Raw genomic sequence first — 17,521 nt, 5'->3', positions numbered from 1 at the left:
GCAGTAGTCATGCAGGTTACGCCCGGTCGTTATCGTCACTATAAGGGACCCGAGTATCGGGTATATGCGGTCGCCAGACATTCCGAGACAGAAGAATCCGTGGTGTTCTATCAGGCGCTATACGGGGATTTCGGCCTTTGGGTACGCCCGCTTTCAATGTTCACCGAAACGGTAGAAGTCGATGGCGAAACGCTTCCCCGTTTCGCTCTGATTGAAGCCGAACCCAGCCGTTTTTAAGCGCTGTTTGGGCAAGCTGGCTTAACCCTTGCGCTTGACCTCAGCTCTACCGCCACTATATATAGCGGTGCTTTTCGGACAGAGTGAAAGCGACTCCACTCTGTTTCGGACGGTACAAAAACATTAGGCAGTGATGCTGCCAACGGATTTTGACCGTGGATACGAAGGATTTTCCGGAGCATACGAGTGCTCTGTGCAGCTCTGGAACGTGCTGCTTCGCTTCTTTCTGGCAGCCTGCGCATCGCATACGACGTTACGCACTGCCGATCAAATTTCTCAGTTCACCTCTCGATTCAGGAACTCTCCTCTCCATGGGTAAATCGCTGGTCATCGTGGAATCACCGGCCAAGGCCAAGACAATCAACAAGTATTTGGGCAACCAGTACGTGGTGAAGTCGAGTATCGGCCACATCCGCGACCTTCCTACCAGCGGTTCTGGTACTCGCGAGCCGGCCAAGCGTGGCAAGGCTGCGGCTGCCGAGGCACCTGCGCTCTCGCCCAAGGAAAAGGCCAAGCGCCAGTTGTTCACCCGTATGGGCGTCGATCCGGAACATGGCTGGAAAGCCAAGTATGAAATCCTGCCGGGCAAGGAAAAAGTGATCGACGAGCTGCGTCGACTGGCCAAGGAAGCCGACACCATCTATCTCGCGACCGACTTGGATAGAGAGGGGGAGGCGATCGCCTGGCACCTGCGCGAATCGATCGGCGGCGAAGACAGCCGCTACAAGCGCGTTGTGTTCAACGAGATCACCAAGAAAGCGATTCAGGAAGCGTTCTCCAAGCCGGGCGATCTCGATATCAATCGGGTCAACGCCCAACAGGCGCGGCGCTTTCTCGATCGCGTGGTGGGCTATATGGTCTCGCCATTGCTGTGGTCCAAGATCGCACGTGGGCTTTCGGCCGGTCGGGTACAGTCGGTTGCCGTGAAACTGGTGGTTGAGCGCGAGCGTGAAATTCGTGCGTTCGTCCCGGAAGAGTATTGGGAAGTGCACGCCGATCTCGCCACGGCTGGCGATGCCAAGGTGCGATTCGAGGTTTCCCGCGAGAACGGCGAAGCCTTCAAGCCACTCAACGAAGCCCATGCCATGGCTGCGCTCGAGCAGCTCAAGGATTCGAGCTACAGCGTCACCAAGCGTGAAGACAAGCCAACCAGCAGCAAGCCTTCTGCACCGTTCATCACCTCGACCCTGCAGCAGGCGGCGAGCAACCGGCTCGGTTTCGGCGTGAAGAAGACCATGATGATGGCGCAGCGGCTTTACGAAGCGGGCTACATCACTTACATGCGTACCGACTCGACCAACCTATCGGCCGATGCGCTGGCCATGGTTCGCGGCTTCATCGAAGATGAGTTCGGCAATAAGTACCTGCCGGAGAAGCCTAACTTCTACTCCAGCAAGGAAGGCGCGCAGGAAGCGCACGAGGCGATTCGCCCTTCGGACGTCAACCTGCGCCCGACGCAGCTTTCCGGCATGGAGCGCGACGCAGAGCGCCTTTACGATCTGATCTGGCGCCAGTTCGTGGCCTGCCAGATGCCGCCGGCGCAGTACCTGTCCACCAGCGTGACCGTGACGGCGGGTAATTACGAGCTGCGTGCCAAGGGTCGCATTCTCAAGTTCGACGGTTACACCAAGGTCATGCCGCAGCAGAGCAAGAGCGGTGAAGACGACGTATTGCCGGATATGAACAAGGGTGACGGGCTGAAGCTGATCAAGCTCGACCCAAGCCAGCATTTCACCAAGCCGCCGGCACGTTACTCCGAAGCAAGCCTGGTCAAGGAGATGGAAAAGCGCGGTATCGGTCGTCCGTCGACCTATGCAGCGATCATCTCGACGATCCAGGACCGCGGCTATGTTTCCCTGCATAACCGCCGGTTCTATTCGGAAAAGATGGGCGACATCGTTACCGAGCGCCTCTCGGAAAGCTTCAACAACCTGATGGACTATGGCTTCACCGCCGGGATGGAAGAGAATCTCGACGATGTCGCTCAGGGCGAGCGCGAGTGGAAGCACGTGCTCGACGAGTTCTATGGTGATTTCCGCAAGAAACTGGAAGTCGCCGAATCCAGCGATACCGGCATGCGTGCCAACCAGCCAACCCTGACCGATATTCCATGCAAGGTGTGTGGCCGGCCGATGATGATCCGTACCGCTTCCACCGGCGTGTTCCTTGGCTGCTCCGGTTACAGCCTACCGCCGAAAGAACGCTGCAAGTCGACGGTCAACCTGATACCGGGCGACGAGATTGCTGCCGACGATGAGGGCGAGTCCGAGTCGCGTGTGTTGCTTGGCAAGCATCGCTGCCCGATCTGCAGCACGGCGATGGATGCCTATCTGCTGGACGAAACCCGCAAACTGCACATTTGCGGCAACAACCCCGACTGCACCGGTTACGAGATCGAGCAAGGCCAGTACCGCATCAAGGGCTACGAAGGCCCGAGTCTCGAGTGCGACAAGTGCGGCAGCGAGATGCAGCTCAAGACGGGCCGCTTCGGCAAGTTTTTTGGTTGCACCAACGCCGAGTGCAAGAACACACGTAAGTTGCTCAGAAGCGGCGAGGCGGCACCGCCGAAAATGGATGCGGTGAAGATGCCGGAACTCAAGTGCGAGAAGGTCGACGATACTTACGTGCTGCGCGACGGTGCATCGGGCCTGTTCCTGGCAGCCAGTCAGTTCCCAAAAAACCGCGAGACACGTGCGCCGCTGGTGCAGGAGCTCATTCCGCACAAGGATGAGATCGATCCGAAGTACTACTTCCTGCTCGATGCGCCAAAGAAAGATCCGGAAGGCCGCCCAGCCGTTATCCGCTTCAGCCGCAAGACCAAGGAGCAGTACGTGCAGACGGAGGTCAACGGTAAACCGACGGGCTGGAAGGCGTTCTTCGATGGCGGCAAGTGGAAGGTGGAAGACAAAAGCACCAAGTAGGTTAAAAGCCGATAAGGGCGCTTGAGGCTGTGGGCTGGAAGGAAAGCAGCCGCAGTCTCGATGTTCAGCTGGCGATTCCTGCACCTGCCGCCATACTTTTGCTTTCCGGCTACCCGCTGATCTATGAGAACGACCGCCATGGCTCACGAGCTGTACACCCGAACCAATCAGAAAATCTATTTTGCCGGACTGGCGCTTGAGAACTGGCGACGGGCCGAGGAAAAAGGCGCGCTGAATGCCCCAGGATTGATCCAGGCGGAGCGCGAAGCCAGTCTGTTCCATCTGTACGGCGCGCTGCTGGGGCTATGCCACGAGATTGCCGGCTACTATCGCCTACCGGGTGCGAACGCGCCGCGCGCAGAATTACTGCTTTCGCGTTCGCAGAACTCATCGCCGAGTCCGGAGCTGGCTGAGTTGATCGAGTTGGCCGAACATTCCGAGACCTGGCTTGCGCGATTGCTGCAGGCCCATATGGCACTCTTCGAGCCTCCTCGGGCGCCCGTCAAGGCGAAGACCGACCCAGCCATGCCGTTGATCGAGGCGGTCAGCGTGGGCGAGGAAGCGCCCGTACCGACACATGCCGAAGTGGAATCTTGGCGGCAGAACATGAAGGCCCTGGCGCTGCGTTTTCGGGAATCGCTTACCGAATGGTAAGCGCCTAAGCGAGAAAGCGTTTGGCTATTCGGTTCTGGCTGGAACCTTGTGCTTGACCCGCAGGACCAAGGCGATACCGCCCAGGATCGCGAGGCCGACGAGCAACAGGCGGCCGGTCAGGGTTTCCCCCAAGAGCAAACTACCAGCCAGCGCAGTGATAAGGGGCACGCTCAGTTGCACGCTCGCAGCCTGTATGGCTGCGAGGCCGGGCAACGCGGCGTACCAAATGGCATAGCCGATACCGGACATCAGCCCACCGGATAGGAGCGCATAGATCACACCGGCCGTATCCCACTCCAGCCAGGCCAACGCCAGCAGGCAAAGCACAGCCGCAATCGGTAGCGTGCGGATGAAGTTTCCAGCTGTCGCGGCCAACGGATCTGGTGTTCCTCTTCCCAAAAGCGAGTACGCGCCCCAGGCGATGCCCGACAGCACCATCAGCAACGAAGCCGATACAGGCGGTGTGCTCGTACCGGGCAGAAGAAGCGCGACCAGCCCCCCTCCTGCCAAAAGCAGCCCAACCACTTGCAGGCGATGCAGCCGCTCCCCTCTGATTAGCCCCCAGGCAATCATGCTCAACTGCACTGCACCGAACAGCAGTAGCGCGCCGGCACCGGCATCGAGATGCAGGTAGGCGTACGAGAAGGCTGCCGCATAGACGAAGAGCGCCACGGCGCCGTACCAGCTGCCGGACTTCGCTGAAGATCCTTTACGCAGGAACAACAGCAGCCACAGCATCAGGGCTCCTGCCAGCAGGCGCAACGCGGTAAAGCTGGCAGGGTCGATCTGGCTGTCACGCAATGCAGCACGGCAAAGCAGTGAGTTGCCTGCGAAAGCAAGCATGGCCAATGCTGTCAGCAGCAACGTTCTGGCGGTCATTCGGCAGCTTCCTTGAAGCGAATGGCGCGGCCCCGATTGCTGTCCAGACCGCGATGAGACGCCATCCTACTGTGTAGTGGCGCTGTGGTGCATTTGCATACCGCCGCTCGTATCAAGCCAAGGGCTGTCTGCATTCTGACCGGCTGGTACAATGCGCGCCTTTCACGGGGAGCAGACTCATGCCAACGTCTTTTCTGGAAATCGTCGAGCTACCCGATGGCAGCATTGTGCTGCGTCGCGCTGAGGACGAAGGTGTGCTGGCCACATTGGATTTCTCTGACGATGCCAAGGAGTTCCTGCAGGGGCAGCATGTCGAAATTGCCAAAGCAATGTTCAGCGTCGGTGTGCAGATGGCAGGGCGAGTATCGGAAGGGGAATTCGAGCGGGAAGAGGAGCCGCACGTGCTGCACTGATGCGAATCGCCTGGTTGCCATTGCGGCTGGGCGGGTTTTTTCGGCACTTCCATGTGCCGGATAGATCAGACGGTTCAGTTACCCATACGTACATTCAGGCTTTGCGCGTTGCCCTGATCGGCCGCAGCGCGCAGTTTCAGCCGGCTGGTCCTGTCGAGACGTCCCAACCAGGTAATCACCGTATGGCTGCAGCCTGACATCAGTGCCTTGCACGCCAATTCCAGTGCACCTTGGGTCTCGCGGGCCTGCAATAACAGGATACGGTCGCGGTTGAGCCCGGTTTCCCGTAGCCAGCTTTGCGACAACGATGCAGGCGGCGCGATCAGAGTCAGCCAGCGTGTGTCAGCCGCCTCACTGAGCTCGCGCAGGATCGGGGCGAGCAACAGACGGCAATGACCACCGCTGCCGCTCAAGGTCATTTCGCTCAGCCAATCGTCGGCGGGCTGCGGGGTGGCGCAGGCCATTTCTCCGAACGGTGTCAATCGATGGGCGATCAGCCCTTCGAATAAAGAAAGCTGCGGTGGTTTGCCTGCGGTGGGTTGGGGTTGATACTGCATGAACCTCTCCTTAGCGGCGAATCACGCCGACACTCAAGCCTTCGATAACCAGTTCTTGTTGTTTGAGATCCACTTCGATGGGGGCAAACTCGGGGTTCTCAGCCAGCAGCCAGACCTTGTCGCCTTCGCGCTTGAAGCGCTTCACCGTCACCTCATCATCGATCCGAGCCACGACGACTTGGCCATTGCGTGCTTCACGCGTGGTATGAACGGCGAGCAAATCACCATCGAAGATGCCGATATCCTTCATGCTCATACCACGCACACGTAACAGATAGTCGGCTTTGGGGTGGAAGAATGCCGGGTTGATCTGGCAGGAGTCTTCGACGTTTTGCTGGGCAAGAATTGGCGCGCCGGCTGCTACTCGTCCAATGACGGGTAAACCGCTCTCTTCGGCGGCAGGTTCGAAGCCTGGAATACGTATCCCGCGCGAGGCGCCGGGCGTCATCTCGATAGCGCCTTTGTTGGCCAATGCCCTAAGGTGCTCCTCAGCTGCATTGGGCGATTTGAAACCCAGCTCCTGAGCGATCTCCGCACGCGTAGGTGGATAGCCGTTTTCTTCAAGGCAACGCTTGATGAGGGCGAGGATTTCCGACTGGCGAGGGGTCAGCTTGATCATGAGCGGTCTCTGTTCTTTTATACAGTGACTGGGATTATATACAGTGCCTGGTGCTTGGCAATCTTTGTTTGGTTGAGAGCTGCGCTGGCTTGGTGCAAGCTCTGGTTTGCCTGCGATAGGCGCTCGGACACTTTCGTGGTTGACTTGGTGGTGAGTGAAACGTAAGTTTCAAACAAGTGTTTGTCAGTGGGAGGGGGCATGGCGCAGTCGGAAACAGTGGAGCGTATTCTTGATGCAGCGGAACAGCTGTTTGCTGAAAAAGGCTTCGCCGAGACATCGCTTCGCCTGATCACCAGCAAGGCTGGGGTCAATCTGGCGGCAGTGAATTACCACTTCGGTTCGAAAAAGGCGCTTATCCAAGCAGTTTTCTCTCGTTTCCTTGGGCCATTCTGCGTGAGCCTTGAACGAGAACTGGACAAACGTGAAGCTAAACCCGACAGGAAAGACAGTCTCGAAGAGTTGCTGGAGATTCTGGTCGAGCAGGCGCTTGCAGTGAAGCCGCGCAGTGGCGACGATCTGTCGATTTTCATGCGCCTGCTGGGCCTGTCATTCAGTCAGAGTCAAGGTCACCTGCGCCGCTATCTTGAGGACATGTACGGCAAGGTGTTTCGTCGCTACATGCACCGAGTGCACGAGGCGGCGCCTTCGATTCCGCCCATCGAGCTGTTCTGGCGCGTGCATTTCATGCTCGGTGCCGCGGCGTTCAGCATGTCGGGCATCAAGGCGTTGCGAGCAATCGCTGAGAACGATTTTGGCGCCAGGACATCCATCGAGCAGGTCATGCGCATGATGGTTCCGTTTCTAGCTGCCGGCATGCGTGCCGATTCCGGCGTGGTGGACTCGAGCTTGGCTCAAGCCCATCCCATCGGTCGACGCAACGCCCTGGCGATGCCCGCCAAGGGTTGAGGTACACGGTCAGGGATCGATCAGCTAAGCTAGCCGCCCATGTCTGATCTCGATTTCCTTCATATCTCGATTGCCGACCAGATGCTCTACGGGTTTTCCGATGGCAGGCTGCGCGTCCGGCTGCCCGTGTCTACCGCTCGTAACGGTGTCGGCGAACTCAATGGTTCCGGTTGCACGCCACGTGGTCGCCACCAGGTACGTGCGCGTATCGGTGAAGGGCTACCGTCCGGGGCCGTTTTGCGTGGCCGGCGCTGGACCGGTGAAGTTTGGAATTCGGACCTGGGCGAGCGGTTTCCCGGGCGTGACTGGATTCTCACCCGAATCCTCTGGCTCAGCGGATGCGAGCCCGGACACAACCGGATGGGTAAGGTCGATACCTTTCGTCGTTATATCTATTTGCATGGCACGCCTGACTCAGAACCCATGGGCGTACCGCTTTCTCACGGCTGCATCAGGCTGCGCAATGCCGATCTGCTCGATCTTTTTCCTCTGGTGCCGGCTGGTTGTGCCGTCCATATAGGCGAAACGGCGTGTCCGGATTGGTCGAGCGCAGCGCTGAATTAAGGATCTGCTCATCATGCAAGGCTCATTGATGCTGGACATCGCCGGTACTTGGCTGACCGCCGAGGATCGCCAGTTGCTGCGCCAACCGGAGGTTGGCGGGCTGATTCTGTTCGCTCGCAATATCGAAAATCCTCGCCAGGTACAGGAACTGTGTTGCGCTATTCGCGCCGTGCGGCCCGATGTTCTGTTGGCTGTCGATCAGGAAGGCGGGCGCGTCCAACGGCTGCGTCGCGATTTTGTTCGCTTGCCGGCGATGCGCGACTTCGCCTCGCGCGCCGATGCGTTGGAGTTGGCAGAAACCTGCGCCTGGGTGATGGCGACCGAAGTGCTGGCGGTTGGGCTGGATTTCAGCTTCGCGCCGGTGCTCGACCTGGATCACCAACGCAGTGCAGTGGTCGGGACCCGTGCGTTCGAGGCTGACCCGCAGCGTGCCACCGAACTTGCCGGAGCGTTCATCAAAGGCATGCGTAGCGCCGGGATGGCAGCCACCGGCAAGCACTTCCCTGGTCACGGCTGGGCCGAGGCTGATTCCCACGTGGCGATTCCGGTCGACGAGCGTAGTCTGGACGCGCTTCGTGTGCATGACCTGATTCCGTTTCAGCAGTTGGCTGGCGAGCTCGATGCGGTGATGCCTGCACATGTGATCTATCCGCAGGTCGACGACAAGCCGGCCGGCTTTTCACGGCATTGGCTGCAGGACATCTTGCGCAAGGAGCTGGGCTTCCGTGGGGTGATCTTCAGTGACGACCTGTCGATGGCTGGTGCGCATGTGGTAGGTGATGCCGCGAGCCGCATCGAAGCGGCACTAACGGCTGGCTGCGACATGGGCTTAGTGTGCAACGACCGTGGCGCTGCCGAGCTGGCCCTGTCGGCGCTGCAGCGTCTCGGTGTGCAGCCATCGCTCGCACTGGCGAAGATGCGCAGCCGTGCGGCGGGTTCGCTGGAGTACAAACAGGATCCTCGTTGGCGCGCATCGATCTCCACCCTCAAAGCAGCCGAACTGATCGCTTGACCAAGGAAACATGATGACTGTCCACGCCATTATTGGCGGCACCGGCCTGACCGAGTTGCCCGGCTTCACCCTACGTGAAGCTATATATATGGAAACCCCCTACGGTCCGCCGTCGGCCGATATTCTGCGCGGCGAGTATGCCGGCAAAGATGTGTTGTTTTTGGCCCGTCACGGACATCCGCACCGCATCCCTCCGCATCAAGTGAACTACCGCGCTAATCTATGGGCGCTAAAAAAAGCTGGGGCGCAGGCGGTGATCGCGGTGAACGCGGTCGGCGGCATTCATTCGGCGATGGGCTCTGGCCACCTGTGCGTACCGCATCAGCTCATCGACTATACCTATGGGCGAGAGCACACCTTCTTCGAGGGCGACATCGAGCATGTCACCCATGTCGATTTCAGCTACCCCTACGACGAAACGCTGCGCCAGCGCCTTATCGCTGGTTTGTCTGCCGAGGGCTATCTGTTCAGCAGCCATGGCGTCTATGGCTGTACTCAAGGGCCGAGGTTGGAATCGGTTGCCGAAATCGCCAGGATGGAGCGCGATGGCTGCGATATCGTGGGTATGACGGGTATGCCCGAAGCGGTCCTCGCTCGGGAGCTGGAGCTGCCTTATGCCTGCCTGGCCCTAGTCGTCAATCCCGCCGCCGGAAAAACCACCGGTATCATTACCATGGCTGAAATCGAGGCGGCACTGGCGGAGGGGATTTTCAAGACGCGGGCAGTGTTGGCTCGCGCCCTCGCTGGTTAGCCGGGTGGTCCGCAGCTGGCCTAGGGGAGGGCAGCTGCGACGGTAGTGCCGTAATGGCTCCGTACGTCGCAACGGTGGTAGCAAAGACGTAGCGGCGGCGTGCTAGCTTCGCCAAAACAACCCATTGCAGCCAATCCGCCGCTTGCTACACTTGGCCGTCCTATGGAGTACCGGAATGCTTTGCCACGCACCTATAAGAAGAATATCGAGAGCAGTGGTTTTGCTGGGTCTGCTATCCAGTCTTGTCGGTTGCTCGACCTGGTTCAGCAGCGATTTCCAAGATCCTAGCGTCCAGCTCACCAAGGTCGAAATCATCAAGGCCAGGTTGCTCGAGCAGCAATTTATGCTGCGCTTTCGCATCGACAATCCCAATGAGCAAAGCCTGCCGGTTCGCGGGCTTATTTACACCGTCCACCTCAACGACATCGAACTGGCCAGCGGCGAATCCAGCGGCTGGGCGACTATTCCCGGTCATGGCTTCGAATACTATGAAGTGCCGGTACATACCAACCTCTGGCGGCACATGAAATACATTGTGCGATTACTGGAGAAGCCTGACCGGCCTATTGCCTATCGTCTGGATGGCGAGCTGAAAACAGGCTTGTTGCTCGGTCGGGGCGTGCACATCTCCACCAATGGCGAGATAATCCCCGGCAACTTTATCCCAGAGTAGTAACCTCGATGAACCATGAAACCCATGTACACGGTCCCGATTGCAATCACGACCATGACCATGACCATCACGTCCATGGCCCGCATTGCAACCATAGCCATGATCCGGTTCGCAATCCGCTGAAAGATGTCGGCCGCAACGACCCTTGTCCGTGCGGCAGTCAAAAAAAATACAAGAAGTGCCACGGAGCCTGACCCGTCCATGACGCCGCTTGCCATGGCGCTGCTTATCATTGGCTTGCTGCTGATTGCAGCGTTGGCCGCATACGCCGTGCACCTATGGCGCAAGGTTTGGCGCAGGGAGCAACAACTTGCAGAAATGCAAGCGCAGCAGCACGTGGCGCTTGCGGCGGACTTGCGGGTGCTCGCCGGTAGCCTGCTCGACGAGCAGGTGCCGCTGATCGAAGGTGCGATCCGGATCAAGGTGCTGCTGGACAACTACGACGCCAACCTTGGGCAAGATCCTCGCTGCCAAGTGTTCCAAGTGCTTTTCGAGGCGACCGAGCAAGTGCCGACGCATGCCGCCTGGAAGGCTTTGGACAAGACCGAGCGTCGCCGCCACGAAGCCAACTTCAGTGCGCTCGAGTTGCAACACAAAGCGGAGGCGCGGCGGTCTGCTCGCTGGCTGCTCGACGAGGCCTTGCCAAAAAACCGCGAAGCCGCCTGAGCGCGGCGCCGTACTGCAGCACACCATCTATCCTGTCTATTTCCGCATTGCCCGCCCGCGAAGGAGCCGTTGATGTTTCTGCGTCTGCCGTTTGTTCTGGTTCGTCTGACCTTGGGCGCTACATTGGCGGCCGGGGGACTCAGCGGCTGTCAGGCCTATCTGGACAGTCGCTATAGCGACAGCCTGCCACCTGCGCAAGGTGTCCAGGCGATCACCGGTTTGGACAAGAGCGTGAGCATCCGGCGCAATCCGTTGGGAATGCCATTGATCGAGACGGCCACTTTTCACGACGCGTTGTTCGGCTTGGGTTACGTGCATGCTACCGACCGTCTGAGCCAGATGGTCGGCTTGCGTCTCATGGCCGAAGGCCGTCTGGCGGAGATGGTCGGACCGGGTGTACTAGAGATTGATCGCTTCATGCGCGCTGTAAATCTTCGGCAGAGCGCGGCGGTGCTGTACCAGGACAGCTCGCCGCGGATGAAGAAGTTCTTCGAAGTCTACGCACGGGGTGTCAACGCCTATCTGTTCAGGCATCGTGACAAGCTGCCGATGGATCTGGCCGCCGCGGGTTACATCCCCGAATACTGGAAAGCAGAAGATTCGGTGCTGGTGTTCTGCCTGTTGAACTTCGGTCTGGCGGTCAATCTGCAGGAGGAGATCGCATCGCTGGTCCTGACGCAAAAGGTCGGCAGCGATAACCTCGCCTGGCTGCTGCCTACCTATCCCGACGAGCCGCTGCCCTTCGATGAAGCCGACAAGCTCAAGGGCCTGAAGCTGAGCGGCGAGATATCAGGACTTGCCGCGCTCGACCGCGCCGCGTCCGAGATCGCTTCGCTGAACATGCTGGGCGTCGCGGCTTCGAACAACTGGGCTATATCGGGCAGCAACACCCGTAGCGGCAAACCGCTGATGGCCAACGACACGCACCTGCCGCTGTCGATGCCCTCGTATTGGAACTTCGTGCAGATCCGCTCGCCGAAATTTCAGGCCGCCGGCGTGACGATCGCAGGGGTACCCGCTGTGGTCGCTGGCTTCAACGGCAAACTGGGCTGGGGTATGACAATGGTCATGGGTGATACCCAAGACCTGTTTCTGGAACAGGTGCGGCGTGAAGGCGGACGCTTGATGTACCTCGCCGATGGCAAGTGGGTGCCGGCGCGTGAGCGTCACGAGACGTTCTTCATCAAGGGCGAGCGCCCAATTCGCGAGACGGTCTACGAGACCCGCAACGGCCCGCTGCTGAACAGCGTGCTGGGCGAGCGCAAGCATCCTTTGCAGCCGCTGCAGATGAGCAGCGGTTATGGGCTCGCGCTGAAGACGACACAGTTCGAGGGCGACCGGTCGTTGGACGCGTTTTTCGACCTGACCCGCGCGCAGTCGCTGGATCAGGCCTTCGAGGCGGCTCGAGAGATCCGCGCTGCAGCACTCAACATTGTTTTCGCCGACGCCCAGGGTACCGGCTGGCAGGTGACCGGGCGCTATCCCAATCGTCGCGAAGGGCTCGGCCTGATGCCATCGCCTGGCTGGGATGGTCGTTACGACTGGGATGGTTTCGCCGATCCCATGCTGCATCCCTATGACCAGGATCCGCAGCAAGGCTGGCTCGCCACTGCCAATCATCGCACCGTGCCCAAAGGCTACGGCATGCAACTGTCCAACTCCTGGTATTACCCTGAGCGCGCCGAGCGTATTGCCGAGCTGCTCGGGCAGGGCAAACAGGACAGCCGCAGCGTGATCGCTATGCAATACGATCAGACGACCACCTTCGCGGCCAAGCTGCAACACATGTTCCAGGCACCTGGAATGGCGGCGCCGCTCAAGACCGCCATCGATGCGCTCGCCGAGCCTGCGCGAGGCAAGGCGCGCGAGGCGTTGTCTCGTCTGCTCCGCTTCGATGGCAGGCTCGCCGCAGACTCCGCCGATGCCGCATTGTACGAAGCCTTCCTGATGGAATCGGCACGGCAAACCTTCCTCGACGAGTTGGGACCGGAAACCAGCTCCGCGTGGAGAGCGCTGGTAGAAGCAGCGAACGCGTCCTACTCGGCGCAGGCGGATCACTTGCTCGGGCGCGAGGACAGTCCTTATTGGGATGACTTGTCTACGCCCCAGCAGGAAGACAAACCAGTCATCCTGGCGCGCTCCCTCGCGGCGGCGGTCAGCCGCTTGGAGACGTCGCAGGGCGCGGATCGCAACGCCTGGCGCTGGGGCAATCTGCACACCTATACCTGGCGGACGGCTACCACCCAATTGGCTCCGTACATGCCTGCCAGCCAGCGTAGCGGAATCAATGCCATCAGCGGCTATCTCGACCGCGGTCCATATGCGGCGGGTGGTGATCACAGCACGCTGAACGTCTCTGCCTACCGTTGGGGTGACAATTTCGATACGTGGCTGATACCGGCGATGCGGATCATTGTCGACTTCGGTCGCGACGAGCCGATGATGGGGCTCAACAGCTCCGGCCAGTCGGGCAACCCGGCAAGCCCACACTACGCCGATGGCATCGACGCCTGGCTGAACGGGCAGTACATAAGCTTCCCGTTCAAGTCAGAAAACTTGGACAAGGTCTACGGCACCCAGCGGTTACTGCTTACTCCGTCGCGCCAGTAGGTTCTGTACAGCAAGCCGGCCAACGCCAGGCTTGCTATCAATCATTCTCGCGCCAATCGAAATCCAGTTGTCGGGCAGTGGCCTCGGCCAGTTCGCGGCCGATTCGTTCGACCAGATGCGGGCTCAGGTCGATGCTTGCAGAGGTCACGTAGCGGCCTGTTCTGCCCAGCGGTAATTCTCGACCACCTTCAGCAGCGGAAACATCGACTTCAGCTCGACGATGTCTTCCCAGCGAGGGTGGCTTTATGCGGAAAAGGGCAGCGGCATATCTCACGCGGCGCAACCCGCGTAGCGGTGGTAGATATCTCGTAGGGGCCGGCATGTTTAGCGAGCCAGCGGGCTCGCGCCGCTGGGCTGGGAGATCGCTCGATAACCAGCCCAGGTAGGCTAGCTTGCCGCTCGCAGCACTTCCAGTACAGTGATGGACTGTGGGTCGGGGTAATGCCAGCGAACTTCGACATCCCATAGTCGCGTGCCGTAACGGCGTTCCGGGGCCGGTAATTGATAGGCCGGACGTGGATCCTGCGCCAGACACTGTTCGATCAGCTCAACCAGTGGCTCGCCAAGTCGCAGTGCTTCGCTAGAGGCCTGCTCCAGGCTTGCCTTGGTCCAGTGCACATCTATCGGTGCCGGTGCGGCGTCGGCCAGATCATTACGCGCTCCTGCAATGGCGTCGGCATAGGGAACGTAAGGCTTGATATCCAGCACAGGCGTGCCGTCCAGCAGATCGATCCCCGACAGATGCAGCCGGCCGGGCTCGATCCGCTCAAGTCTGACCACTGACTGCCCGATGCCGTTGGGTCGGTGGGTCGCGCGCGTTGCGAACACGCCAACCATGCGGTTGCCACCCAGGCGCGGCGGGCGTACCCGCAAACGTGGCTCGGCTTCCAGCGCCTGATGAAAGAGAAACAGCAGCCAGACATGGCTGACCTGCTCAAGGCCCTCCAACGCATGGGGCTGATCGAACGGGGAAACCAGTTCGAGCACACCACGTGCTGCGGGCGCTAGTTGGGGTTGTCGCGGAATCGCGAATTTTTCCTTGAAACAGGAGTGGACAAAGCCAATGGGCGAAACGGAATAAGACATGCTTTGCCGTTTTTGTCTGTAGGGTGAGTCGCCATCTTACCTGCTGCTGCGTCGAGGTACGCTTCTAGCCAGGCGGCACTTAACTGAAATATAAGCGGGCCGGTCAGGCCGGAGACAGAGATTCTATCCCGCCGCTAAAGCGTTCCTGCAAAGTCGCCGGATCCCAAGGTCGATTCAAGCATTCACTTCAATTAATGGCTCACGAACAGGACTGGCAGGAGTTTCGAGACGGCATTCACCGGACGCGGGAGATATTGCTCACCTGGCGCTCGGTCCGTACCGAGGCAAGGAGCTGAGCCCAGGTTGCCGTGGAGAAATTCTGGCGGATGGAGGGTTTCGCCCGCCAGTCAGCCCATCCACTGCGACGAACAAGCCACAGCGACTGTGTCCGTCCACCATTGACGCCGTGCCAGATCAGGCAGGATCGGATTCCCGCCGATAAGCATAGGTTTCGGCGAAACGCGAAAGCATGTAGGCGCTACAGGTGGTTTCTGGATATCGCACCGGATTGTCTGGTCCCTGACAGCCGGGCAGACAACTGATGACGGTGTCGGGGTTCGGCTCGGCGAAGAAAGGCATTGAATAGCGGTCTACCTCCAGCGGGCTGATAACCCGGTGTGGCGTGGACTTGTACCGGTCGTTACTCCAGCGGGCCATCATGTCGCCGATGTTGACCACATAGGTCCCCTCGATCGGCGGTGCGTCTATCCATTCGCCGCGCACGTCCTGCACTTGCAGCCCGCCGGCCTGATCCTGGTACAGCAGCGTGATGCAGCCATAGTCGGTATGCGCGCCCGCGCCCTGCTGCTCGCCGCGGTGGCGGTCTGCCGTGGCGGGTAATGGATCATGCGGAACACGCTGATGGGTTCGATGAAGCGCGTGTCGAAAAAGTCCCGCTCGATCCCGAGCGCCACGGTGATGGCCCGTAGCAGCGTGCAGGAAAGGGCATGCATATCCTGGTAATGCTGTTCGAACAAGACTTCCCAGCCCTCGATGGCCGGATGCCGGTTCGGGCCGCGCAGCGGTTTGCCGGCCAGCACGTCCGGGTGATCGGCAGGCATGTGGAAACCCATGTCGAAAGTTTCCTTCAGATCGCTCGGCTTGCTCGGGTCGAGCTGCTCGGTGGCGATCGCCCCGTAGCCGCGGTGGTGCTGGCTACGGGTAATGTCGATGGCGAGTTTTTCCTCGGTCGGCAAACCAAAGAACGTTTCCGCGCGATCCTTCAACTGGGCGATGCGCACCGCGCTGATCGGATGGTTGCGGATATAGAAGAAGCCCCAGTCGCGGCAGGCCGCGTCGATCTCTTGGGCGACGGCGTGCCAGCCGTCTTCCCCTGAAGCATAGAGAGGGGCGATGTCGATGATGGGTAATTGTGTCATCTGATTGTCTCGGTCGTAGCTGAAGCTTGAAGCTTGAAGCTTGAAGCTTGAAGCCGGTACGACTCCGGCTTTCGCTTCGAGCTTTCGGCTTCAAGCTTGCTTGTCTATTACTTCGGCAGCTCGGCGGTAATGCCTTGCACGTAGTAATTCATCGATGCCAGTTCACCGTTGCTGGCGGTTGTGCCTTCGGCGATCCGCACGGTACCGGCCTGATCCTTGATCGGGCCGGTGAAGGGATGGAATTCACCGCTGCGGATGCTGGCGATGATCTCTTCTGCCTCGCTCTTCACGTCCGCGGGCACCAGGTCGCTAATCGGTAGGCTGATTGTGTCCTCGGCCAAGCCACCCCAGAAGTCTTGCGGCTTCCAGCTACCGTCGATTACGGCTTTTGCCGACTTCGCATAGTGCGGGCCCCAATCGTTGACGATGGAGGTCAGCACGGCTTTCGGTCCGAAGTGAGCCATGTCCGATGCGTAGCCGACGGAATAGACGCCACGACGTTCGGCCGCCTGGATTGGCGCCGGGCTATCGGTGTGCTGGAACACCACGTCGACACCCTGGTCGATCAGCGCATTGGCGGCATCGGCTTCCTTGCCTGGATCAAACCAGGAGTTCACCCAAACCACCTTGATCTCGGTGCCGGGGTTGTATTTATCCAGTGCCAGCTGGATGGAGTTGATGTCGCGGATCACCTCGGGAATCGGGAAGGAGGCGATGTAGCCGACCTTCTTGCTCTTGGTCATCTTCGCCGCGAGGAAGCCACCCACGTAGCGGCCCTCATAGGAGCGAGACAGGTAGGTGCCGAGGTTTGTGTCCTGCTTGTAGCCCGTTGCGTGTTCGAAGGTGACCTTGGGGAATTGCTTCGCCACCTTGAGCGTCGGGTTCATGTAACCGAATGACGTTGTGAAGATCAGGTCGTAGCCGCCCTTGGCCATGTTGCGGATCACCCGCTCGGCGTCGGCCCCCTCGGCAACGTTCTCGACAAAGGTGGTTTCGACCTGATCGCCGAGTTCCTTCACTACGAACTGACGGCCCATCTCGTGCTGGTAGGTCCAGCCGTGGTCGCCAATCGGACCTACATAAACGAAGCCGACCTTCAGGGGATCGGCTGCCGCGGCGGTAAGCGCGGTGCTGAAACCAATCGCCGCGGCGAGACCGCGAAGGAGGGTGGTCCGAGTGTTCTTCTTCTGCATGGGTGATGCTCCTGGTAGCAAATCTTTTTTGCGTATCCGCCATGAGGCTGCAGCTTTGTTTGCAAAAAACTGACCAACTGGACAGATACCGGCTAGCGTGCTGCCGTACCCATAGGCGTGAGTTCCGGCTGATCCGGTAAGGTGCGATGCTCGGGGATATCTGCCTCAGCACGGTGCATTCACGCCGACGCTGACCCGTCGCGTGATCGATCATCGACGTGAACAAGGCGCGAATGCACTGCCGGAGCGATTGGGATACTGCGCTGTGTGGCGGTTAGCGGCCAGAGGCCCGCGAACAGGCCGCGTGGATCAATCGCGCTAATCTCGACTGCTCGAACGGGCAGCTGGGGTAAGCCAGACAGTGGGCACCAGTCTCGAAGCTGGCTACGCGGATGCTCGCG

At 59.7% G+C, this 17,521-nt stretch carries 17 protein-coding genes and 2 pseudogenes; 13 read left to right on the top strand and 6 right to left on the bottom strand.

All coding sequences use genetic code 11. The annotated features are described in order from the left end of the window. The first annotated feature begins 9 nt into the window (after nt 1-9). From NAV33_RS16760 to NAV33_RS16750, 3 genes are all read left to right on the top strand, one after another. Nucleotides 10-237, top strand: coding sequence for a DUF1653 domain-containing protein (locus tag NAV33_RS16760; RefSeq protein WP_045162552.1), 228 nt, complete (start codon nt 10-12; stop codon nt 235-237). Nucleotides 238-548: 311 nt separating this feature from the next. Further along, nucleotides 549-3,158 (top strand): type I DNA topoisomerase, encoded by a 2,610-nt coding sequence (gene topA, locus NAV33_RS16755; protein ID WP_255982090.1) that lies wholly within the window; start codon nt 549-551, stop codon nt 3,156-3,158. A 138-nt stretch (nt 3,159-3,296) separates the two neighbouring features. Then, nucleotides 3,297-3,812, top strand: a complete 516-nt coding sequence (locus NAV33_RS16750; protein WP_255982088.1) for a DUF6586 family protein — start codon at nt 3,297-3,299, stop codon at nt 3,810-3,812. A 24-nt stretch (nt 3,813-3,836) separates the two neighbouring features. On the opposite strand, the gene NAV33_RS16745 is transcribed toward NAV33_RS16750, so the two are convergent. Then, on the bottom strand, nt 3,837-4,691 hold the full coding sequence (locus tag NAV33_RS16745) for a DMT family transporter (protein ID WP_255982086.1): 855 nt from the start codon (nt 4,689-4,691) through the stop codon (nt 3,837-3,839). 179 nt (nt 4,692-4,870) lie between these two features. Here NAV33_RS16745 and NAV33_RS16740 point away from each other — a divergent pair, with 179 nt between their 5' ends. Further along, nucleotides 4,871-5,104, top strand: a complete 234-nt coding sequence (locus NAV33_RS16740) for a hypothetical protein (protein WP_255982084.1) — start codon at nt 4,871-4,873, stop codon at nt 5,102-5,104. Nucleotides 5,105-5,178: 74 nt separating this feature from the next. On the opposite strand, the gene sulA is transcribed toward NAV33_RS16740, so the two are convergent. Both sulA and lexA read right to left on the bottom strand, forming a co-directional pair. Beyond that, nucleotides 5,179-5,661: an SOS-induced cell division inhibitor SulA gene (sulA, locus tag NAV33_RS16735; protein WP_255982082.1), complete on the bottom strand. Its 483-nt coding sequence runs from the start codon at nt 5,659-5,661 to the stop codon at nt 5,179-5,181. Nucleotides 5,662-5,671: 10 nt separating this feature from the next. Further along, nucleotides 5,672-6,280 carry a transcriptional repressor LexA gene (gene lexA, locus NAV33_RS16730; RefSeq protein ID WP_255982080.1) on the bottom strand — a complete coding sequence of 203 codons (609 nt, stop codon included), beginning with the start codon at nt 6,278-6,280 and terminating at the stop codon, nt 5,672-5,674. Between the two features lie 198 nt (nt 6,281-6,478). Between lexA and NAV33_RS16725 the strand changes: the two genes are divergently transcribed. From NAV33_RS16725 to NAV33_RS16690, 8 genes are all read left to right on the top strand, one after another. Further along, on the top strand, nt 6,479-7,186 hold the full coding sequence (locus tag NAV33_RS16725; RefSeq protein ID WP_255982078.1) for a TetR/AcrR family transcriptional regulator: 708 nt from the start codon (nt 6,479-6,481) through the stop codon (nt 7,184-7,186). 39 nt (nt 7,187-7,225) lie between these two features. Beyond that, nucleotides 7,226-7,750, top strand: coding sequence for a L,D-transpeptidase (locus NAV33_RS16720; protein WP_255982076.1), 525 nt, complete (start codon nt 7,226-7,228; stop codon nt 7,748-7,750). 13 nt (nt 7,751-7,763) lie between these two features. After that, entirely contained in the window at nt 7,764-8,762 is a 999-nt protein-coding gene (gene nagZ, locus NAV33_RS16715) for a beta-N-acetylhexosaminidase (RefSeq protein ID WP_255982074.1), read from the top strand. A 13-nt stretch (nt 8,763-8,775) separates the two neighbouring features. Next, a complete protein-coding gene (locus tag NAV33_RS16710) occupies nt 8,776-9,513 on the top strand; it encodes an S-methyl-5'-thioinosine phosphorylase (protein WP_255982072.1) in 738 nt (245 codons plus the stop codon). Nucleotides 9,514-9,688: 175 nt separating this feature from the next. Next, entirely contained in the window at nt 9,689-10,186 is a 498-nt protein-coding gene (locus NAV33_RS16705; RefSeq protein WP_255982070.1) for an LEA type 2 family protein, read from the top strand. A gap of 8 nt (nt 10,187-10,194) precedes the next feature. Further along, nucleotides 10,195-10,380, top strand: coding sequence for an SEC-C metal-binding domain-containing protein (locus NAV33_RS16700; RefSeq protein WP_255982068.1), 186 nt, complete (start codon nt 10,195-10,197; stop codon nt 10,378-10,380). Between the two features lie 7 nt (nt 10,381-10,387). Continuing rightward, on the top strand, nt 10,388-10,852 hold the full coding sequence (locus tag NAV33_RS16695; protein ID WP_255982066.1) for a DUF2489 domain-containing protein: 465 nt from the start codon (nt 10,388-10,390) through the stop codon (nt 10,850-10,852). Between the two features lie 72 nt (nt 10,853-10,924). Continuing rightward, the gene (locus NAV33_RS16690; RefSeq protein WP_255982064.1) at nt 10,925-13,462 is read left to right on the top strand and encodes a penicillin acylase family protein; all 2,538 of its coding nucleotides are present in this window, start codon (nt 10,925-10,927) and stop codon (nt 13,460-13,462) included. Nucleotides 13,463-13,849: 387 nt separating this feature from the next. On the opposite strand, the gene tsaA is transcribed toward NAV33_RS16690, so the two are convergent. Beyond that, nucleotides 13,850-14,548: a tRNA (N6-threonylcarbamoyladenosine(37)-N6)-methyltransferase TrmO gene (gene tsaA / locus NAV33_RS16685; protein WP_255982062.1), complete on the bottom strand. Its 699-nt coding sequence runs from the start codon at nt 14,546-14,548 to the stop codon at nt 13,850-13,852. 141 nt (nt 14,549-14,689) lie between these two features. On the opposite strand from tsaA, the pseudogene NAV33_RS16680 reads away from it, so the two are divergent. Then, nucleotides 14,690-14,852 (top strand): annotated as a pseudogene (locus NAV33_RS16680) (hypothetical protein); the annotation flags it as partial. Nucleotides 14,853-14,962: 110 nt separating this feature from the next. Here NAV33_RS16680 and NAV33_RS16675 read toward each other — a convergent pair. Then, nucleotides 14,963-15,927, bottom strand: a pseudogene (locus tag NAV33_RS16675) (2-oxoglutarate and iron-dependent oxygenase domain-containing protein). 107 nt (nt 15,928-16,034) lie between these two features. Beyond that, a complete protein-coding gene (locus tag NAV33_RS16670; RefSeq protein ID WP_255982060.1) occupies nt 16,035-17,120 on the bottom strand; it encodes a BMP family ABC transporter substrate-binding protein in 1,086 nt (361 codons plus the stop codon). Nucleotides 17,121-17,521 lie beyond the last annotated feature (401 nt).

Origin of the sequence: Stutzerimonas stutzeri, assembly GCF_024448715.1 — a bacterium.
GTDB lineage: Bacteria > Pseudomonadota > Gammaproteobacteria > Pseudomonadales > Pseudomonadaceae > Stutzerimonas > Stutzerimonas stutzeri_AR.
Note: the sequence above shows the minus strand (reverse complement) of the source record. Positions and strands in the feature narration are given on the sequence as shown.

Excerpts from the sequence above, each read along its gene's own strand:
- NAV33_RS16740 (WP_255982084.1), top strand. The coding sequence starts at position 4,871 with ATGCCAACGTCTTTTCTGGAAATCGTCGAGCTACCCGATGGCAGCATT.
- NAV33_RS16725 (WP_255982078.1), top strand. The coding sequence starts at position 6,479 with ATGGCGCAGTCGGAAACAGTGGAGCGTATTCTTGATGCAGCGGAACAG.
- NAV33_RS16760 (WP_045162552.1), top strand. The coding sequence starts at position 10 with ATGCAGGTTACGCCCGGTCGTTATCGTCACTATAAGGGACCCGAGTAT.
- lexA (WP_255982080.1), bottom strand. The coding sequence starts at position 6,280 with ATGATCAAGCTGACCCCTCGCCAGTCGGAAATCCTCGCCCTCATCAAG.
- tsaA (WP_255982062.1), bottom strand. The coding sequence starts at position 14,548 with ATGTCTTATTCCGTTTCGCCCATTGGCTTTGTCCACTCCTGTTTCAAG.
- NAV33_RS16710 (WP_255982072.1), top strand. The coding sequence starts at position 8,776 with ATGACTGTCCACGCCATTATTGGCGGCACCGGCCTGACCGAGTTGCCC.
- NAV33_RS16750 (WP_255982088.1), top strand. The coding sequence starts at position 3,297 with ATGGCTCACGAGCTGTACACCCGAACCAATCAGAAAATCTATTTTGCC.
- NAV33_RS16720 (WP_255982076.1), top strand. The coding sequence starts at position 7,226 with ATGTCTGATCTCGATTTCCTTCATATCTCGATTGCCGACCAGATGCTC.
- nagZ (WP_255982074.1), top strand. The coding sequence starts at position 7,764 with ATGCAAGGCTCATTGATGCTGGACATCGCCGGTACTTGGCTGACCGCC.
- NAV33_RS16670 (WP_255982060.1), bottom strand. The coding sequence starts at position 17,120 with ATGCAGAAGAAGAACACTCGGACCACCCTCCTTCGCGGTCTCGCCGCG.
- topA (WP_255982090.1), top strand. The coding sequence starts at position 549 with ATGGGTAAATCGCTGGTCATCGTGGAATCACCGGCCAAGGCCAAGACA.
- NAV33_RS16690 (WP_255982064.1), top strand. The coding sequence starts at position 10,925 with ATGTTTCTGCGTCTGCCGTTTGTTCTGGTTCGTCTGACCTTGGGCGCT.
- NAV33_RS16705 (WP_255982070.1), top strand. The coding sequence starts at position 9,689 with ATGCTTTGCCACGCACCTATAAGAAGAATATCGAGAGCAGTGGTTTTG.
- NAV33_RS16745 (WP_255982086.1), bottom strand. The coding sequence starts at position 4,691 with ATGACCGCCAGAACGTTGCTGCTGACAGCATTGGCCATGCTTGCTTTC.
- NAV33_RS16700 (WP_255982068.1), top strand. The coding sequence starts at position 10,195 with ATGAACCATGAAACCCATGTACACGGTCCCGATTGCAATCACGACCAT.
- NAV33_RS16695 (WP_255982066.1), top strand. The coding sequence starts at position 10,388 with ATGACGCCGCTTGCCATGGCGCTGCTTATCATTGGCTTGCTGCTGATT.
- sulA (WP_255982082.1), bottom strand. The coding sequence starts at position 5,661 with ATGCAGTATCAACCCCAACCCACCGCAGGCAAACCACCGCAGCTTTCT.